Source organism: Tardiphaga sp. 839_C3_N1_4, assembly GCF_051811045.1.
GTDB lineage: Bacteria > Pseudomonadota > Alphaproteobacteria > Rhizobiales > Xanthobacteraceae > Tardiphaga.
This window is the reverse complement of the sequence record NZ_JBPWQD010000001.1, coordinates 5,978,781-5,994,066: the sequence shown is the minus strand read 5'-3', so window position 1 is coordinate 5,994,066 and position 15,286 is coordinate 5,978,781. Positions and strand designations below refer to the sequence as shown.

At 63.3% G+C, this 15,286-nt stretch carries 14 protein-coding genes; 6 read left to right on the top strand and 8 right to left on the bottom strand.

The window, feature by feature from the left end; genetic code table 11:
- The first annotated feature begins 40 nt into the window (after positions 1 to 40).
- Complete coding sequence (locus AB8A38_RS28650) at positions 41 to 910, top strand: fumarylacetoacetate hydrolase family protein (RefSeq protein WP_439088259.1); 870 nt, start codon at positions 41 to 43, stop codon at positions 908 to 910.
- A 15-nt stretch (positions 911 to 925) separates the two neighbouring features.
- Positions 926 to 2,551 carry a thiamine pyrophosphate-dependent enzyme gene (locus AB8A38_RS28645; RefSeq protein WP_439088257.1) on the top strand — a complete coding sequence of 542 codons (1,626 nt, stop codon included), beginning with the start codon at positions 926 to 928 and terminating at the stop codon, positions 2,549 to 2,551.
- A gap of 125 nt (positions 2,552 to 2,676) precedes the next feature.
- Here the strand turns inward: AB8A38_RS28645 and AB8A38_RS28640 are convergent, their stop codons facing one another.
- From AB8A38_RS28640 to AB8A38_RS28610, 7 genes are all read right to left on the bottom strand, one after another.
- The gene (locus AB8A38_RS28640) at positions 2,677 to 3,894 is read right to left on the bottom strand and encodes an ABC transporter substrate-binding protein (RefSeq protein ID WP_439088256.1); all 1,218 of its coding nucleotides are present in this window, start codon (positions 3,892 to 3,894) and stop codon (positions 2,677 to 2,679) included.
- Between the two features lie 111 nt (positions 3,895 to 4,005).
- Positions 4,006 to 5,247 carry an MFS transporter gene (locus AB8A38_RS28635; RefSeq protein WP_439088254.1) on the bottom strand — a complete coding sequence of 414 codons (1,242 nt, stop codon included), beginning with the start codon at positions 5,245 to 5,247 and terminating at the stop codon, positions 4,006 to 4,008.
- A gap of 81 nt (positions 5,248 to 5,328) precedes the next feature.
- Positions 5,329 to 5,979 (bottom strand): DNA oxidative demethylase AlkB, encoded by a 651-nt coding sequence (gene alkB / locus AB8A38_RS28630; protein WP_439088253.1) that lies wholly within the window; start codon positions 5,977 to 5,979, stop codon positions 5,329 to 5,331.
- A gap of 21 nt (positions 5,980 to 6,000) precedes the next feature.
- Complete coding sequence (locus AB8A38_RS28625) at positions 6,001 to 6,747, bottom strand: 2OG-Fe(II) oxygenase (protein ID WP_439088252.1); 747 nt, start codon at positions 6,745 to 6,747, stop codon at positions 6,001 to 6,003.
- 319 nt (positions 6,748 to 7,066) lie between these two features.
- Complete coding sequence (locus tag AB8A38_RS28620; RefSeq protein WP_439088250.1) at positions 7,067 to 7,756, bottom strand: DUF2848 domain-containing protein; 690 nt, start codon at positions 7,754 to 7,756, stop codon at positions 7,067 to 7,069.
- 24 nt (positions 7,757 to 7,780) lie between these two features.
- A complete protein-coding gene (locus AB8A38_RS28615; protein ID WP_439088249.1) occupies positions 7,781 to 9,145 on the bottom strand; it encodes an amidase in 1,365 nt (454 codons plus the stop codon).
- A 40-nt stretch (positions 9,146 to 9,185) separates the two neighbouring features.
- Positions 9,186 to 9,518, bottom strand: a complete 333-nt coding sequence (locus tag AB8A38_RS28610; protein WP_068735784.1) for an AtuA-related protein — start codon at positions 9,516 to 9,518, stop codon at positions 9,186 to 9,188.
- A 214-nt stretch (positions 9,519 to 9,732) separates the two neighbouring features.
- Between AB8A38_RS28610 and AB8A38_RS28605 the strand changes: the two genes are divergently transcribed.
- From AB8A38_RS28605 to AB8A38_RS28590, 4 genes are all read left to right on the top strand, one after another.
- Positions 9,733 to 10,146, top strand: a complete 414-nt coding sequence (locus tag AB8A38_RS28605) for a Zn-ribbon domain-containing OB-fold protein (protein ID WP_439088247.1) — start codon at positions 9,733 to 9,735, stop codon at positions 10,144 to 10,146.
- Between the two features lie 4 nt (positions 10,147 to 10,150).
- Entirely contained in the window at positions 10,151 to 11,290 is a 1,140-nt protein-coding gene (locus AB8A38_RS28600; RefSeq protein WP_439088246.1) for a thiolase C-terminal domain-containing protein, read from the top strand.
- A gap of 201 nt (positions 11,291 to 11,491) precedes the next feature.
- Positions 11,492 to 12,415, top strand: a complete 924-nt coding sequence (locus AB8A38_RS28595) for an SDR family oxidoreductase (RefSeq protein WP_439088245.1) — start codon at positions 11,492 to 11,494, stop codon at positions 12,413 to 12,415.
- Positions 12,416 to 12,649: 234 nt separating this feature from the next.
- On the top strand, positions 12,650 to 13,951 hold the full coding sequence (locus AB8A38_RS28590; RefSeq protein WP_175366507.1) for an MFS transporter: 1,302 nt from the start codon (positions 12,650 to 12,652) through the stop codon (positions 13,949 to 13,951).
- A 57-nt stretch (positions 13,952 to 14,008) separates the two neighbouring features.
- Here the strand turns inward: AB8A38_RS28590 and AB8A38_RS28585 are convergent, their stop codons facing one another.
- A complete protein-coding gene (locus AB8A38_RS28585; RefSeq protein WP_439088244.1) occupies positions 14,009 to 15,241 on the bottom strand; it encodes a tetratricopeptide repeat protein in 1,233 nt (410 codons plus the stop codon).
- Positions 15,242 to 15,286 lie beyond the last annotated feature (45 nt).

Below are 15,286 nucleotides of genomic sequence, written 5' to 3'. Positions count from 1 at the left end.
CTACGCTCGCAATGACGACTGAGAGAGCATCGGATAGGCCATGACCCACGCCCGCCTCGCCACCTTCACCGTCAATAGCACCCTGAAATACGGCGCCGTCACCGACGATGGGATCGTCGATCTGTCGGCGCGCTATGGCGGCGATTATCCGACTTTGCGCGAGGCCATCGCGCATGGCGCCCTGCACCGGCTCGCGGATGCCGCGGCCAATCAGCCTGCGGATTTTGCGATTGACAGCATCACCTGGCAGCCGCCGATCCCCTCACCGGAAAAGATCATCTGCATCGGCGTCAACTATCCGGACCGCAATGCCGAATACAAGGACGGTCAGGACGCGCCGAAATATCCGAGCATGTTCATGCGCACGCCGCGCTCCTTCGTCGGACATGAGGCGCCACTGGTGCGGCCGCGCGTCTCCAGGCAGCTCGACTATGAAGGCGAAGTGGTGCTGGTGATCGGCAAGGCCGGCCGACACATCGCCGAAGGCGATGCGCTGGGCCACATCGCCGCGCTGACGCTCTGCAACGAAGGCACCATCCGCGACTGGGTGCGGCATGCCAAGTTCAACGTCACGCAGGGCAAGAATTTCGAGTCCACCGGCAGTCTCGGGCCATGGATCGTGCCTTATAGCGACGAAAGCCAGATCGCCGATATCCGCCTCACCACGCATGTGAATGGTGAGCTGCGCCAGGATGATCGCACCTCGCGGCTGATGTTCGGCTTCCGCTACCTCCTGAGCTATATCTCGACCTTCACGACCCTCGTGCCCGGCGACGTGATCGTCACCGGCACGCCGACCGGCGCCGGCGCACGCTTCGATCCGCCCCGCTATCTTGTCCCGGGCGATGTGATCGAGATCAAGGCGGATGGCATCGGCACGCTGCGCAATGGCGTCGTCGACGAACACTAACGGATTGGAATACGCATGACTGTTCTCACCGGTGGCGAAGCCATCGTCAGCGGGCTCAAGGCACACGGCGTCGACACGGTGTTCGGCCTGCCCGGCGCGCAGGTCTATGGCCTGTTCGATGCCTTTCATCAGGCGAAGCTGAACGTCATCGGCGCACGCCACGAACAGGCCTGCGGCTATATGGCGTTCGGCTATGCCCGCGCTTCGGGCAAGCCCGGCGTGTTCAGCGTGGTGCCCGGCCCCGGCATTCTCAATGCCAGCGCGGCGATGCTGACCGCCTTCGGCTGCAACGAGCCGGTGATGTGCCTCACCGGTCAGGTGCCGAGCGATTACCTCGGCAAGGGCCGCGGGCATCTCCATGAGATGCCGGACCAACTCGCGACGCTCCGCAGTTTCGTGAAATGGGCGGAGCGCATCGACTATCCCGCGGATGCACCGACAAAAGTGGCGCGCGGATTTCAGGAGATGATGTCCGGCCGCCGCGGTCCGGTGGCGCTGGAAATGCCGTGGGACGTGTTCACACAGCGCGCGGAAACCGCCGCAGCGACGACGCTCGAACCGTTCGCCGCGCCCTCGCCCGATCCCGATCGGATCAAGGCCGCAGCCGCGCTAATCAAGGGGAGCAAATCGCCGATGATCTTCGTCGGCGCGGGCGCGATGGATGCGGGCGACGACGTCCTCGCACTCGCCGAGATGATCGACGCACCCGTGGTCGCGTTCCGGTCCGGCCGCGGTATCGTCAGCAATGCCCATGAGCTCGGCCTCACCATGGCCGCCGCCTATAATCTGTGGCCGCAGACCGATCTCATGATCGGCATCGGGTCGCGGATGGAATTGCCGACCACGTTCCGCTGGCCGTTCCGGCCGGAGGGGCTGAAGTCTATCCGCATCGATGTCGATCCGGTCGAATTCAGACGGCTCACGGTCGATGCGCCGATCGTTGCCGATGCGACAGAAGGAACGCGCGCGCTTGTCGCTGCCGTGAGCAAGGCCGGATACACGAAGACCTCAGGCCGCCGCGAGACGATCCGCGCCGCCTCGGCGAAGGCGCAGAAAGACATCCAGGCGATCCAGCCGCAGATGGCCTATCTCGACATCCTGCGCGACGTGCTGCCCGACAATGCCATCGTCACCGATGAGCTGTCGCAGGTCGGCTTCACTTCGTGGTTCGGCTTCCCGGTCTATCAGCCGCGCACCTTCATCACTTCAGGCTATCAGGGCACGCTCGGCTCCGGCTTCCCGACCGCGCTCGGCGCCAAGGTGGCGCAGCCCGATCGGCCGGTGGTGGCGATCACCGGCGATGGCGGCTTCATGTTCGCGGTGCAGGAACTGGCGACGGCCGTGCAGTTCAAGATCGGCGTGGTGACGCTGGTGTTCAACAACAATGCCTATGGCAATGTGCGCCGCGACCAGTTGCAGGTGTTCGACGGCCGCGTGGTCGCCGCCGATCTGGTCAATCCGGATTTCGTCAAGCTCGCGGAATCCTTCGGCGTCGGTGCTATCAGGGTGACGACACCGGCGGAGTTTCGTCCGGCGCTGGAAAAGGCGCTGGCGGATGGTGGGCCGTATCTGATTGCGATCGACGTGCCGAGGGACTCCGAAGTCAGTCCGTGGGCGTTCATTCATCCGAAGAAGCCGTAAGGACCTCCACTCTCTCGATCGTCATGGCCGGACTTGTTCCGGCCATCCACGTCTTGGTCTGAGCGAAGAAGGCGTGGATGCCCGGGACGAGCCCGGGCATGACGGTGCGGGGTGAGAGTGTGTTGCTACTGCTTCACCGGCGGATCCAGCAGCGTGCAACCGCCATCTGCGATCGGCCGCATGATGTCTTCCGCCTTCACCTTGCCCTTGATGGTGAGCAGGTCCCACTCGCCCTTGACTTCCGAGGGCTTCTTCACTTCCGCCAGCAGCATGTCGTTCATCAGCCGGCCGTCCTCGCGCACGCGGGCGCCCGGCGCGAAGAAATCATCCACCGGCATCGCCTTCATCTGACGCATCACCTTCAAGCCGTCATTCTCGTTGGCGGCTTCCGCGGCGCGCAGATAGTGCTTCACGGCGCTATAGACGCCGGCCTGCGCATGGGTTGGCATCTTGCCGTGCTTGGCGAGGAAGCGCTTGCCGAATGCACGGCTCGCATCGTCATTGTCCCAGTAATAGCCCTCGAGATATTGCACGCCCTGCGTGGCTTCCGAGCCGAGCGCCTTCACCGAGGTGAGATAGAAGATCAGCACGGCCAGCTTCTGCTTGCCCTCGCCGATCTGGAATTCACGCGCCTGCTTGATGTTGGTGACGGTGTCGCCCGAGGCATTGGCGAGCGCGATCACCTTGGCGCCGGAGGATTGCGCCTGCAGCAGGAAGGACGAGAAATCCATCGTGCCGACAGGATGCTTCACCGCGCCGAGGACCTTGCCGCCGGCAGCTTCCACCACTTTCGAGACTTCCGCCTGCATGGCGATGCCGAACGCGTAATCCGCCGTGATGAAATACCAGGTGTCGCCGCCCTGCTTGACCACGGCCTTGGCGATGCCCTGCGCCAGCGAATAAGTGTCGTAGAGCCACATCGCGGCGGTCGGCGCGCATTGCTTGCCGAACACGTCGGCCGTTGCCGAGCCGACATGCACCAGCACCTTGCCGCGCTCGCGTGCCATGTTCTGCACCGCCAGCGAGATCGCCGAATTGCCGATGTCGAAGATCGCATCGACGCCCTGCTGATCGTAGAGATCGCGCGCCAGCGATACGCCGATATCGGTCTTGTTCTGATGATCCGGTCCGAGCAGTTTCACCGGCAGGCCACGCACCTTGCCGCCGACATCGTCGATCGCAAGCTGCGCCGCAACCACGCTGCCGGTGCCACCGGCATCGGAGAATACCGAACTCTTATCGTTCAGCACGGCAATGGTGAGAGGTTTGGTGATGGGGTCGGCAAGCACCGCACCGTTCAGGCAAGCAATAGCAATGGCGGCCAATATGCCCATTCGGGTCATTGTCGTTTCCTCGTTCTGGTTTTTATTGAGGAAAAGCGTAATAGCGGCCGAATGCCTTGGCCAGCGAAATTTAATCGATCGATTAAATCGAATTCCGACACGCGGAAAGCATCAGACGACTGGTATCGATGCGCTCCGCTGCCACCGAACCGCAGCAAGTGCCAGTAGTCCAGCACCGGCCACCGCCCAGCATGCGACAGGCGCCCAGTGCAGCAGCGGCGCATAGTCCGGCAGCTTCTGTAATCCGCCGGCGACCGCGGCCATGCGTGCGAAGGTCGCGAGCGCGAGCGCCGAGAAGACAAGACCGATGACCTTGCCTTCCGCGCCGGTCTCGCCGATCGCCATCGCCGCCGACACCGCGCTCATCATCATGCAGCCCCATGCGGCGCCTGCGATGAATTGCGCAGCGATCAGCATGTTGAGATTCACAGCGAATTCGGCGCCGATCACCGCAAGCGCGCCAAGCAATCCGGCTGCCCCGATGACGATGATGCCGCCCTGACGCTTAACCACCGCGCTGGCTGGAAACATCGCAATGTTGAAGCCGATCCAGAATATCGGCATCAGCCATTCCAGATCGGCCGGCTTGGCGAAGCGCAGGAACATCGGCGCGCTGTTGATGCTGAAGTGAAGCTGGAAGCCCAGCGCAAGGATGACCATCGCAGCGATGAACAGCATAGGCATCCGGCCGAGCGCCTTGCCTTGCGGCGGCAAGGCTGGTGCTGCGCGCGCCTGTAGCTGCACGAGGCCACGCTCGACGCGCGACAGCGCCAGCGTCACGATCAGCAAAACCACGCCGGCAAGAACGAAAGGCAGCCGCGGATCGACGCCGCGCAATGTCACGCCGAGATAAGGCGCCAGCGCCCCGGCAACGCCATAGCCGAGCATGGCCAGCGCCGCCAGAAACGGCCGCGACGGACGCGCGGCATATTTGCCGAGCAATGTCAGCGGCGGCGCGCGCAAGGCGGAGGATGTCGCCGACCAGATCACGATCAATGCGATCAGCGCGACTTGCGCCTTCGGCCCCTGGCCGGCAACGAAAGGCAGCGCGACAAAGGCCGCGCAGGACACCGCGGTCAGGATGCCGACAATGAGACCGAGCCGGCCGACCACGCGCGCGATCCTGTCGGCGACCAGACCCATCGCCGTATCGGTGACGGTGAAGATCGCCTGATCGAGCATCAGGATGACAATCACGACGGTGGGGGCAATGCCGACATCGGCGGCAAGCTTCGGCAGATAGATCACATAGGTGACCCAGCCGAGCGTGAAGACCAGTTGCAGGACGGCGAGATAGACGCCCGCGCCGTTGCTGGTGGCGGCCTGTGTGCCGGTTCGTTCCTGCTCGCTCATGGTCCCCTCACCCCGCCCGACCATAGAATGGTCGCGGCAGCCAAGGAAAGCGTTCAACGCGCAGCGCTCAACAGGTCTCGTTCAGCAGGTCTTGCGGAAGGTCAGATTGATGCGCTGGCCGCCCATGACCGGATGCTCGCCATCCGGCAGCGGCGCGACGCCGTGATAGGCCAGCCGCGCCGGGCCGCCCCAGACCACGACGTCGCCATGGGTCAGACGATAGCGCTTCTGCGGCGCGCTGCGGGTGAGACCACCGAACAGGAATGTCGCCGGCAGGCCGAGCGAGACCGAGACGATGGGCGCGCGCAGATCCAGCTCGTCCTTGTCCTGGTGTAGCGAGAGTTTGGCGCCTGGCTTGTAGCGATTGATCAGGCAGGCATCCGGCACGAAAGCCTCGAAACCGGCACGAACCGCCGCACGTGCGGCGAGATCGCGAAACGGTGCCGGCATCGCGGGCCATGGCTGGCCGCTGTCGGGATCGACGGGGTCGTAGCGATAGCCGCGTGCGTCAGACACCCATCCGACACGGCCGCAATTGGTCATGGCGACCGACATGGTGTGACCGCCCGGCGTGACCAGATGACGGAACGGCGCCGCCTTCACGATAAGGCGCAGCGCCGCGATCACATCCGGCTGTTCGGCGGCGAAGAAGTTGCGCAACAGAACTGCTCCCTCGGCGTGCTCCTCGCACGCAGGCTGGTCGTCCCTGATATCGGCGAACAGGTCGGTCATCGCGGTTGTTCAGTCGTCCCGTCACTTCGCATCGTGAAAGATCACCCCGAGCGTATGGCGCCGCCCGGATTTCACCCGGCTGACGCCGTGGCGCAGATTGACGCGATAGCTGCCGCGCGTGCCGGCAACCGGCCGGTGATGCACGGCGAACACCACGGCATCGCCCTGCCGCAAGTCTACCACTTCGGCGCGCGACTGCATGCGTGGCCGCTGCTCCGTCAACACGAATTCTCCGCCGGTGAAGTCCTCACCGGGCTCCGACAGCAGGATCGCGACCTGCAGCGGAAACACATGCTCGCCATAGAGATCCTGATGCAGGCAATTGTAGTCGCCGGCTTCATATTGCAGCAGCAGCGGCGTGGGCCGGGTCTGGCCGGCATCGTGGCAACGCTTGAGAAACGCGGCGTGATCGGCGGGAAAGCGAACATCGATCCCCATCGTCTTATTCCAGCGATTGGCGATCGTACTCAATGGTCCGTAGAGCGCCGGACGCAGGCCGGCGATCGGATCCGGCAGCGGATAATTGAAATACTTGTATTCGCCACGGCCGAAGCCGTGGCGCGACATCACGATGCGGCTGCGGAAACGGGAATCGTCGGGATAGAGCGATGCGAGGTGACGACACTCATCGGGCGGGAGCAGTTTCTCGAACACCGCGCAGCCCTGGTCGTCGAGATCGGCAGAGATGCGCTGCCAGTCGATGGCATCGACGCGCGCCTGCGGCGTGGCGTCATTGTTTTCTGGGCGCTTCTTCGCGAGTGAAACCATGTCATCGCCTCCGTCATCCGGCCGCGATCAGGGTGTCATGGCCTGTTGGCCATATTGGGGAGATGGATGGGTGAAGCCACCCGATTTCTGGCCCCCTAACCTCTCCCCGCCTTGCGGGGAGAGGTCGCCGCGTCTTCGCGGCGGGTGAGGGGCATGGCAGGAGAGAAAAGGCATGCGCGGAACCCCACCGGATCGAAGGACAGGTACCCGAGAACGCGCGCGTGCGGTGACGGCGGTAACCGCCCCTCACCCGCTCCGGCTGCGCTGCGCTTCGCCGGATCGACCTCTCCCCGCTCTTTGCGGGGAGAGGTTAAGAACCTCAGCCCACCACCGGCAATGTCTTCACATCATAGCCATGGCTGATCTTGCGCTTCAGCACCGGGTCTTCGATCTCGTAGTCGAAACGATCGGCGGGGCGGATGCCGCCCTTGGCGGCGAAGGTGCCGCCGAACATGGCGGTGCCGTCTGGCAGCTTGTCGCTGTTGAAGCCCTTCTTGATCAACTCGGCCACCGGCAGCATGCCGCTCAGCAGGCCCTCCTGATACAGCACCTTCTCGCCCTTGATGGTGGCCCAGGAGCGCAAGATGATCTGGTCCCAATGGGGAAGCAGTTCGGACAGTTCCCACACCACCGGTGCGATCGGCTTGTCGCACATCTGCTTCGACACGGTGATGTTGTAGGTCTCGACCTTGCGGTCGGTGTGGTCGGAGCCGACACCGACATAGGTCTTGCCGCCTGACGCGATCAGGCAGAACTCGACTTCGCCCGAGGAATTCTCATCGGTGCATTCGATCATGCCGTCGGTGGTGAAGCGGCGCGCCGAGCAGCGGTAATAGATCGGCGTCGAGGCCGGCGGCGCGATGCCGAGCGCCTCGAGTTCCTTGATGTGATGATCGCGCGCCACGGGATCGCGGCCGGTCCAGCCGGCGATGACGCCCTGGGTGATCTTGAGCGTCAGCGGCGTCTTGGTGCCTTTTGCGTCCAGCGTGAACGCGATCTCGGTGGTCATGCGTGTATCCTCAAGTTTTAGAGATTAACCGCGAACGGCGGTTTCAATGCCCGCGGCGAGTTCGAAGATGCGGCGGTCGGAGCCGCCGGCACCGGCCAGCATCAGGCCGACAGGGGCTTCGTCCTTGGCGTGGATCGGCAGCGAGATGGCGCAGCCGTCGATCATGTTGATCAGCGTGCAGTTGCGCAGCGCCATCAGGTTCTGCTTGGAGAACACCTTGTCGTCAGCCATGTCGGCAATCGACGGCGGCGTAATCGCGCAGGTCGGCAACACCAGCGCATCGTAAGGCGCGATGCGCTTTTCGGTGCGCGCGATCAGCGAACGGCGCATCGGCAGGAGGTCGACATAGTCGGCGGCATTCTGGGTCTCGCCGCGCTGGATGCGCAGTGCGACTCGCGGATCATAGACGTCGCCCTTGCTGGCAAGCAAATAGCGATGCCAGGCATAGGATTCAGCAGCCGTGAAGCCGCCCTTGGTGCTCATCGGCGCGATGTCGTTGAATTCAGACACCTCGATGCGCTCGATGATCGCGCCCTTGTCGGCCAGCTTCTTCAGCGTGCGCTCGAAAGCCGATGCCACGACGGGATCGAGATCGTCCATCGCCAGCGTGGTCGGCACCGCAAGACGCATGCCCTTGATCGGGCGCGGCGTGAGCTCAAATTCCGGTTCGCCGGCCAGCACAGCATCCATGGCCGCGCAGCAGGCGACCGAGCGTGCGAGAGGACCGATACTGTCGAGGGTGAAGGACAGCGGCACCGCGCCGTCCAGAGGCACGCGGCGCTGGGTCGGCTTGTAGCCGACGATGCCGTTGAAGGCTGCCGGAATGCGGCAGGAACCGCCGGTGTCGGTACCCAACGCCGCATGCGCCATGCCATCGAGCACGGAGACGGCGGCGCCCGAGGATGAGCCGCCCGGCACATGGCCAACCTCGCGCTTCCACGCGCCTTTCGGGGTGCCGTAATGCGGATTGGTACCGATGCCTGAATAGGCGAATTCGACCATGTTGGTGCGCCCGATCACCACGAAGCCGGCTCGGCGCAGACGCGCGACGGTCGGGGCGTCGGCATCCGCCGGCGCGGAATCGTCCAGCGCGCGCGAGCCTGCGCGGGTCACTTGGCCTTTGATGTCGAACAGGTCCTTGATGGAGATCGGAATGCCCGCATAACGCGACGGCGCGGCATTGGCTTTGCGCAGCGCGTCCATGGCATCGGCGGCGGCCAGTGCCGCATCCTTGTCGACATGGATGAAGGTCCGCGCGCCCTCACCGTTCGGATCGGCGATTTTGGCCAGACAGGCTTCGACCAGTTTGCGGGAGGTGGTGCGGCCGGCGGCGAGATCGGCGGCCAGGCTGGCGAGGGTCGGTGCGGTCTGGTGGAAGTCGTTGCTCATGGTCGCGGCATCCTGTGTGTCTTGCCGGACCCGCAGGTGGTCACGGCGCCCGGTCGGTATCGCCGAAAGTGTCCTCGATTTCCAGATCGAGCAGCGCGGAGCTGAGCGATTTGCCATGCGCGTCGAGCGCCAGCGATCGCGTCACCCCGCCGCCAAGCGCCTGATCCATCACGAAGTTCAACGCCGCCAGATTGGGCAGTTCATAGCGGACCACCTCGCCCGCGACGATGCCCGCAAACAGGGCCTTCACGCGCGCGGCGGTCACTTGGGATACTATCAACGGATATAGCTTTGCGTCAAAGGCAATTACCGAGATGTTGGAAATGTTGCCTTTGTCACCTGTGCGGGAATGGGCGATCTCGCGCAGCTTCACGTCATGCTCCCTCAACCATCCGTACCAACCTACCCTGCCTGGTTGCAGCGGGACAAGCCTCGCACGTTTCCCACCCCGAATTCCACGCCGCCCCGCAATGGGCAGATACGGCCATGCAGCCCGCGCGCTGGACCGATGATGATGGAATGTGGAATGTCCATCCAGAGGACAACGAACGGGGCCAAATCCCCGTCCAAGGGAGAGAACACGAGACATGGCTGAACCAGCCCGCGCGCGGCCGAAACCGACACCGGAAACCCAGCATTATTGGGACGGCGCAAAAGCCGGCGAATTGCGCCTGCAGCGCTGCGACGATTGCAGCAATGTATATTTTCCGCCGCGGCCATTCTGTCCCGGCTGCGCCTCGCGAAAAGTCTCGGTGTTCAAGGCCTCGGGCAAGGGTTTCCTCTACAGCTACGTCATCAATCACCGCCCTGCTGCGCCGGGCTTCACGCCACCTTATGCCATTGCCGTGGTCGAACTCGACGAAGGCCCGCGGCTGATGAGCAACATCATCGATTGTCCGCAGACGCCTGAAGCGCTCGTGCTCGACATGAAGTTAGAGGTCGCCTTCGAGAAGCTCGACGACGCCATCACCCTCCCCGTATTCCGGCCGGCTGGGGGTTGAGACCATGCGCAGAAACGCAGTCGCCGTCGTCGGCGCAGCCGAGACCACCGAGCTTGGCGTCATCCCCAACATGTCGCAGATCCAGCTTCACGCGGATGCGGCGCTCAACGCCATCAAGGATGCTGGACTGAAGCTATCCGACATCGACGGCATCGCCACTGCGGTCGAGACGCCGCAGCAGATCGCGCATTATCTCGGCATCACGCCGACCTGGGTCGACGGCACATCCGTCGGCGGTTGCTCCTTCATGCTGCATGTTCGCCACGCGGCTGCCGCGATCGAGGCCGGCCTGTGCAAGACCGTGCTGATCACGCATGCCGAGTCGGGCAAGTCCATGATCGGCAAACTGCCGCGCTCGATTCCGGCGGACAGCCTGCAAGGCCAGTTCGAGGCGCCTTACGGCGTCTACGGTCCGCCCAGCATGTTCCCGATTCCCGTGCTGCGCTACATGAAGACGCACGGCATCACCCATGAGCAGATCGCCTCGGTCGCCGTGTTCCAGCGCGAATGGGCCGCGAAGAATCCGCGCGCGATGATGAAGGCGCCGATCACGGTCGAGGACGTGCTGAACTCGAAGATGATCGCCTATCCGTTCCGTATCCTGCAATGCTGCCTCGTCACCGACGGCGGCGGCGCGCTGATCCTCACCTCGGCAGACCGCGCCAAGGATTTCCCGAACAAGCCGGTCTATATTCTCGGCACCGGTGAGAGCGTGGAAACGCCGATGGTGAGCCAGATGAAGACCTTCGATTCATCGCGCGCTTTCACCGTGGCCGGACCGACGGCATTCCGCGAGGCCGGCATCACGCACAAGGACGTCGATCACCTGATGATCTACGATGCCTTCGCGCATCTGCCGCTGTATGGTCTCGGCGATCTCGGATTCATGCCGCATGAGGAAACCGGCCAATTCATCGCGGACGGCAACACCCGCCCCGGCGGCAAGCTGCCGATGAACACCAATGGCGGCGGCCTCAGCTACATGCATTCCGGCATGTACGGCATGTATGCTTTGCAGGAGAGCGTGCGACAAATGCGCGGCATCGCACCGGCGCAGGTTCAAGGCGCGAATATCTCCGTGTGCCACGGCGTCGGCGGCATGTTCGCTGCGTCGGGAACCGTGATTTTTACGAACGAGAAGTAAACGCGGTGCCTTCTCCCCGCTTGCGGGGAGAAGGTGGCTCGAATGCGCGAAGCGCGTTCGAGACGGATGAGGGGGACTATCCGCAAGCGCGGAGCAAGCGGATAGTCCCCCTCACCCGCCCCGGCTTCGCCGGGACGACCTCTCCCCGCAAGCGGGGAGAGGTTAGAAAACATCAATCACACCACCAAGAGGAACCACTACATGGCATCTACCAAATCACTCGACGGCAAGGTCATCGTCGTCACCGGCGCGGGTCGCGGCATCGGCCGTGGCATTGCGCTGCTCTGCGCCGCTGAAGGCGCCAAGGTCGTTGTCAACGATCCCGGCGTCGGTACCGACGGTTCGGGCGGCGATGGCGCGGCTCCGGCCGAGCAGGTCGTCGAGGAAATCACCAAGGCCGGCGGCACTGCCGTTGCCAACTTCGAGTCGGTTGCCGAAGCGATCCCGGCCAGCAAGATCATCAAGCAAGCCGTGGACACCTACGGCAAGATCGACGGCGTGGTGAACAATGCCGGCATCCTGCGCGACGCGATCTTCCACAAGATGTCCATCGATGCCTTCGAGATGGTGATCAAGGTCCATCTGATGGGCTCGTTCTACACCTCGCATGCCGCCGCGCGTTACTTCCGCGAGCAGAACTCCGGCTCGTTCGTGCACTTCACCTCGACCTCCGGTCTGATCGGCAATTTCGGTCAGGCCAATTACGCGGCCGCCAAGCTCGGCATCGTCGGCCTGTCGAAGTCGATCGCGCTCGACATGGGCCGCTTCGGCGTCAATTCGAACTGCGTCTCGCCTTTCGCCTGGAGCCGCATGATCGGCAGCATCCCGACCGAAACCGAAGCCGAGAAGGCTCGCGTCGAACGGATCCAGCGCATGGGTCCGGAAAAGATCGCACCGCTCGTCGCCTATCTGCTCTCGGACGCCGGCAAGGACGTCACCGGGCAGATCTTCGCGGCGCGCATGAACGAGATCTTCCTGATGGGCCAGTCGCGCCCGCTGCGCTCGGTCCATCGCGACGAAGGCTGGACCCCGCAGACCCTCGCCGAGCACGGCATGCCGGCGCTGAAGCCGTCGTTCTACAAGCTCGACCGTTCGGCTGACATCTTCAGCTGGGATCCGGTCTAAGCGTTTAATCGGCTCGCGGGAGCGTCACTCCCGCGAGCCGATTTCTGCAACCCTGAATTTAAAACGAAACAATATTACTCAAATAGCTATGCATAGCGGTCTTATCTGACCCGAGATCGCACTAATTTCGTCATAAAGAATTCAAACGCCGGCCAAGACCGGCTATGTCACCAGCAATCAACGGGTTTGACGTCACGCATTTGCGGACGAAACCGCATTTGCTGGACGAACATCATGACAGATCACGCGGGCGCGATGCCCTCCGCGGCCATGCCGCATTCCAAGCCGCTGAATTCCCCCGCCCGCGTTTTGCTGGCGAGCCTGATCGGCACCACCATCGAATTCTTCGACTTCTACGTCTATGCCACCGCCGCGGTGCTAGTGTTTCCAAAACTGTTCTTCCCGGCCGGCAATGACACCGCGGCGCTGCTCGCGTCCTTCGCGGTGTTCTCGATCGCGTTCTTTGCGCGTCCGTTCGGCGCCGTCGTGTTCGGCCATTTCGGCGATCGCGTCGGCCGCAAGACCACGCTGGTCGCAGCATTGCTGACCATGGGCATCTCCACCGTCCTGATCGGTTTGCTGCCGACGCATGCGCAGATCGGCCTTGCAGCGCCGCTTCTGCTCGTGCTGTGCCGTTTCGGCCAGGGCTTCGGCCTCGGTGGTGAATGGGGCGGCGCGGTACTGCTCGCCACCGAGAACGCACCGGAAGGCAAGCGCAACTGGTACGCCATGTTCCCGCAGCTCGGCGCGCCGCTCGGCCTGTTCCTGTCGTCCGGCACGTTCTTCATCCTGTTGCACTTCGTCTCGCCGGAAACGTTCCTGAGCTGGGCGTGGCGCGTGCCGTTCCTCGCCTCCATCGTGTTGATCGCCATCGGATTGTGGGTGCGCCTGTCGATCACCGAGACGCCGGAATTCCAGAAGGCCATCGAGAAGGCCGAGCGCGTTGCTGTTCCCAGCATGGAGCTGCTGCGCAAGCACAAGCGCAGCCTCGTGCTCGGCACGCTGGTCGGTCTGATGACCTTCGTGTTCTTCTATGTCTGCACGGCCTATCTGCTGTCCTACAATGTCGGTATCGCGAAGATGTCGCTGCTCGATGCGCTCAAGGTGCAGATCGCCGGCGCCGTCGCTTTCGGCACCACCAACATCCTGGCCGGCCTGCTTGCCGACAAGATCGGTCGCCGCACGCTGCTGATCGCCAATTGCCTGATGGTGATCGTGTTCTCGTTCTTCCTGGCACCGTTGCTGTCGGGCGGCGTAGCGGGCATCTATGCCTTCGCGCTGATCGGTCTGGCGATCTTCGGCATCAATTACGGCCTGATCGGCGCAGCGCTGGCGGCACCGTTCCCGACCACCGTGCGCTATACCGGCGCGTCGATGACGTTCAACCTCGCGAGCATCTTCGGCGCCTCGCTGGCGCCCTATATCGCCACCTGGCTGCAGGCAAATTACGGTCTCGCTTACATCGGCTATTACGTGCTGGCCGCCGCGGTGATCACGCTCATCGCTATCTTCGTGTCAGACAAGCACGAGGTTTGAGCGCGCTCGCATAACGATCAAAAAGGGGCAGCGCTGGCGCTGCCCCTTTTTTGTTTGTCAGTTCGACGCCTGCTGCCGCTTGAGCTCGTTCCGCGCCGCGTCGCGCTCGAATTCGCCATCGCCCCGGCACATCTCGGCGGCCTGTTTCAGATAGGGCAGCGCCTCCTGCGGCTTGCGCTTCACCATCAGATACTGGCCAAGATAGAACGACACGCCGCAAGCCCCGAAGTCGTCGGCGAGCCGCATGTCCTTCATTTTGGCGAGCATCTCGTCGCGGGTCATCTGGCCGAGATAGACCGCCACCATCGGCCATGGCCAGCCCTCGCGATCGAGCGTATCGGTATTGCGCTTCAACTCGCCCATGTCGTAGTCGCCGCTGCGTGCCCGCGCGATATAGCGCAGCAGCTTGGCCAGATCGTATTCCGGCGTCTTTGCCACCACATCGCCGAAGTCCGCTCCGGCTTCTGCGAAATGCCCGGTGATGAAATGAGCGTGGGCGCGCCGGTTGCGGATGGTCGGATCATTCGGCCTCAGCTTCAGCGCAGCGTCATAGTCCGGGATCGCGCTGGCAAAATCGCCCTTGCGCGAGAAAGCGATGCCGCGATCGACGTAGGAATGCGGGTCGTTCGGATTGGCCGCAATGGCCTGGCCGAGATCCGCAATCGCGCCGTCATTGTCGCCGCGATCCAGCCGGAGTTCGGCGCGGCTGAGATGAAGAAATCTATCGCCGGGCTTGAGCTGTACCGCCGCGTTGAAGTCGGCCATGGCCTTGTCGAATTCCTTCTTCATGAAATAGGCGCCGCCGCGAAATCCCAGCGCCAGGAAGTCTCTGGGATCGAGGCGAATCGCTGCCGAGAAATCCGCGATGGCACCGTCGACATCGGACAAGCCTTTGCGCAGCAATCCGCGCCCGCGATAGTAGTGCGGCATGTCCGGCTTGAGACGAATGGCTTCGTCATAATCCGCGCGCGCATGGGTAACGTCACCCTTGGATTCATAGGCGCTCGCGCGCGTGGCATAGGCGAAGGCATAGCGTGGATCAAGCGCAATCGCCTTGCTCGCATCGGCGATGGTCGAATCGAAATCATTCAGACGGTCATAGACCAAAGCGCGCGCGCCATAGGCATAAGCGTAGTCCGGCTTCAATGAGATGAAAGCCGTGAAGTCGGCGCGCGCCGCCTCCATATGGCCGAGTTCGAAGTTCCCGACGGCACGAAGGCGAAGCGCTTCGGCGCGCTCGGAATCCGTTGCGCCAGGACGATCGATGATATCGCTGCAGCCTGCGATCATCCGCTGATCCATCGGCGGGCGACATCCATTATCCGCCTGCGCTGA

Bases quoted from the DNA above. Each gene is read 5' to 3' on its own strand.
- AB8A38_RS28585 (WP_439088244.1), bottom strand. From the start codon at position 15,241: ATGATCGCAGGCTGCAGCGATATCATCGATCGTCCTGGCGCAACGGAT.
- AB8A38_RS28595 (WP_439088245.1), top strand. From the start codon at position 11,492: ATGGCATCTACCAAATCACTCGACGGCAAGGTCATCGTCGTCACCGGC.
- AB8A38_RS28635 (WP_439088254.1), bottom strand. From the start codon at position 5,247: ATGAGCGAGCAGGAACGAACCGGCACACAGGCCGCCACCAGCAACGGC.
- AB8A38_RS28615 (WP_439088249.1), bottom strand. From the start codon at position 9,145: ATGAGCAACGACTTCCACCAGACCGCACCGACCCTCGCCAGCCTGGCC.
- AB8A38_RS28645 (WP_439088257.1), top strand. From the start codon at position 926: ATGACTGTTCTCACCGGTGGCGAAGCCATCGTCAGCGGGCTCAAGGCA.
- AB8A38_RS28640 (WP_439088256.1), bottom strand. From the start codon at position 3,894: ATGACCCGAATGGGCATATTGGCCGCCATTGCTATTGCTTGCCTGAAC.
- AB8A38_RS28605 (WP_439088247.1), top strand. From the start codon at position 9,733: ATGGCTGAACCAGCCCGCGCGCGGCCGAAACCGACACCGGAAACCCAG.
- AB8A38_RS28620 (WP_439088250.1), bottom strand. From the start codon at position 7,756: ATGACCACCGAGATCGCGTTCACGCTGGACGCAAAAGGCACCAAGACG.
- AB8A38_RS28600 (WP_439088246.1), top strand. From the start codon at position 10,151: ATGCGCAGAAACGCAGTCGCCGTCGTCGGCGCAGCCGAGACCACCGAG.
- AB8A38_RS28590 (WP_175366507.1), top strand. From the start codon at position 12,650: ATGACAGATCACGCGGGCGCGATGCCCTCCGCGGCCATGCCGCATTCC.
- alkB (WP_439088253.1), bottom strand. From the start codon at position 5,979: ATGACCGACCTGTTCGCCGATATCAGGGACGACCAGCCTGCGTGCGAG.
- AB8A38_RS28625 (WP_439088252.1), bottom strand. From the start codon at position 6,747: ATGGTTTCACTCGCGAAGAAGCGCCCAGAAAACAATGACGCCACGCCG.
- AB8A38_RS28650 (WP_439088259.1), top strand. From the start codon at position 41: ATGACCCACGCCCGCCTCGCCACCTTCACCGTCAATAGCACCCTGAAA.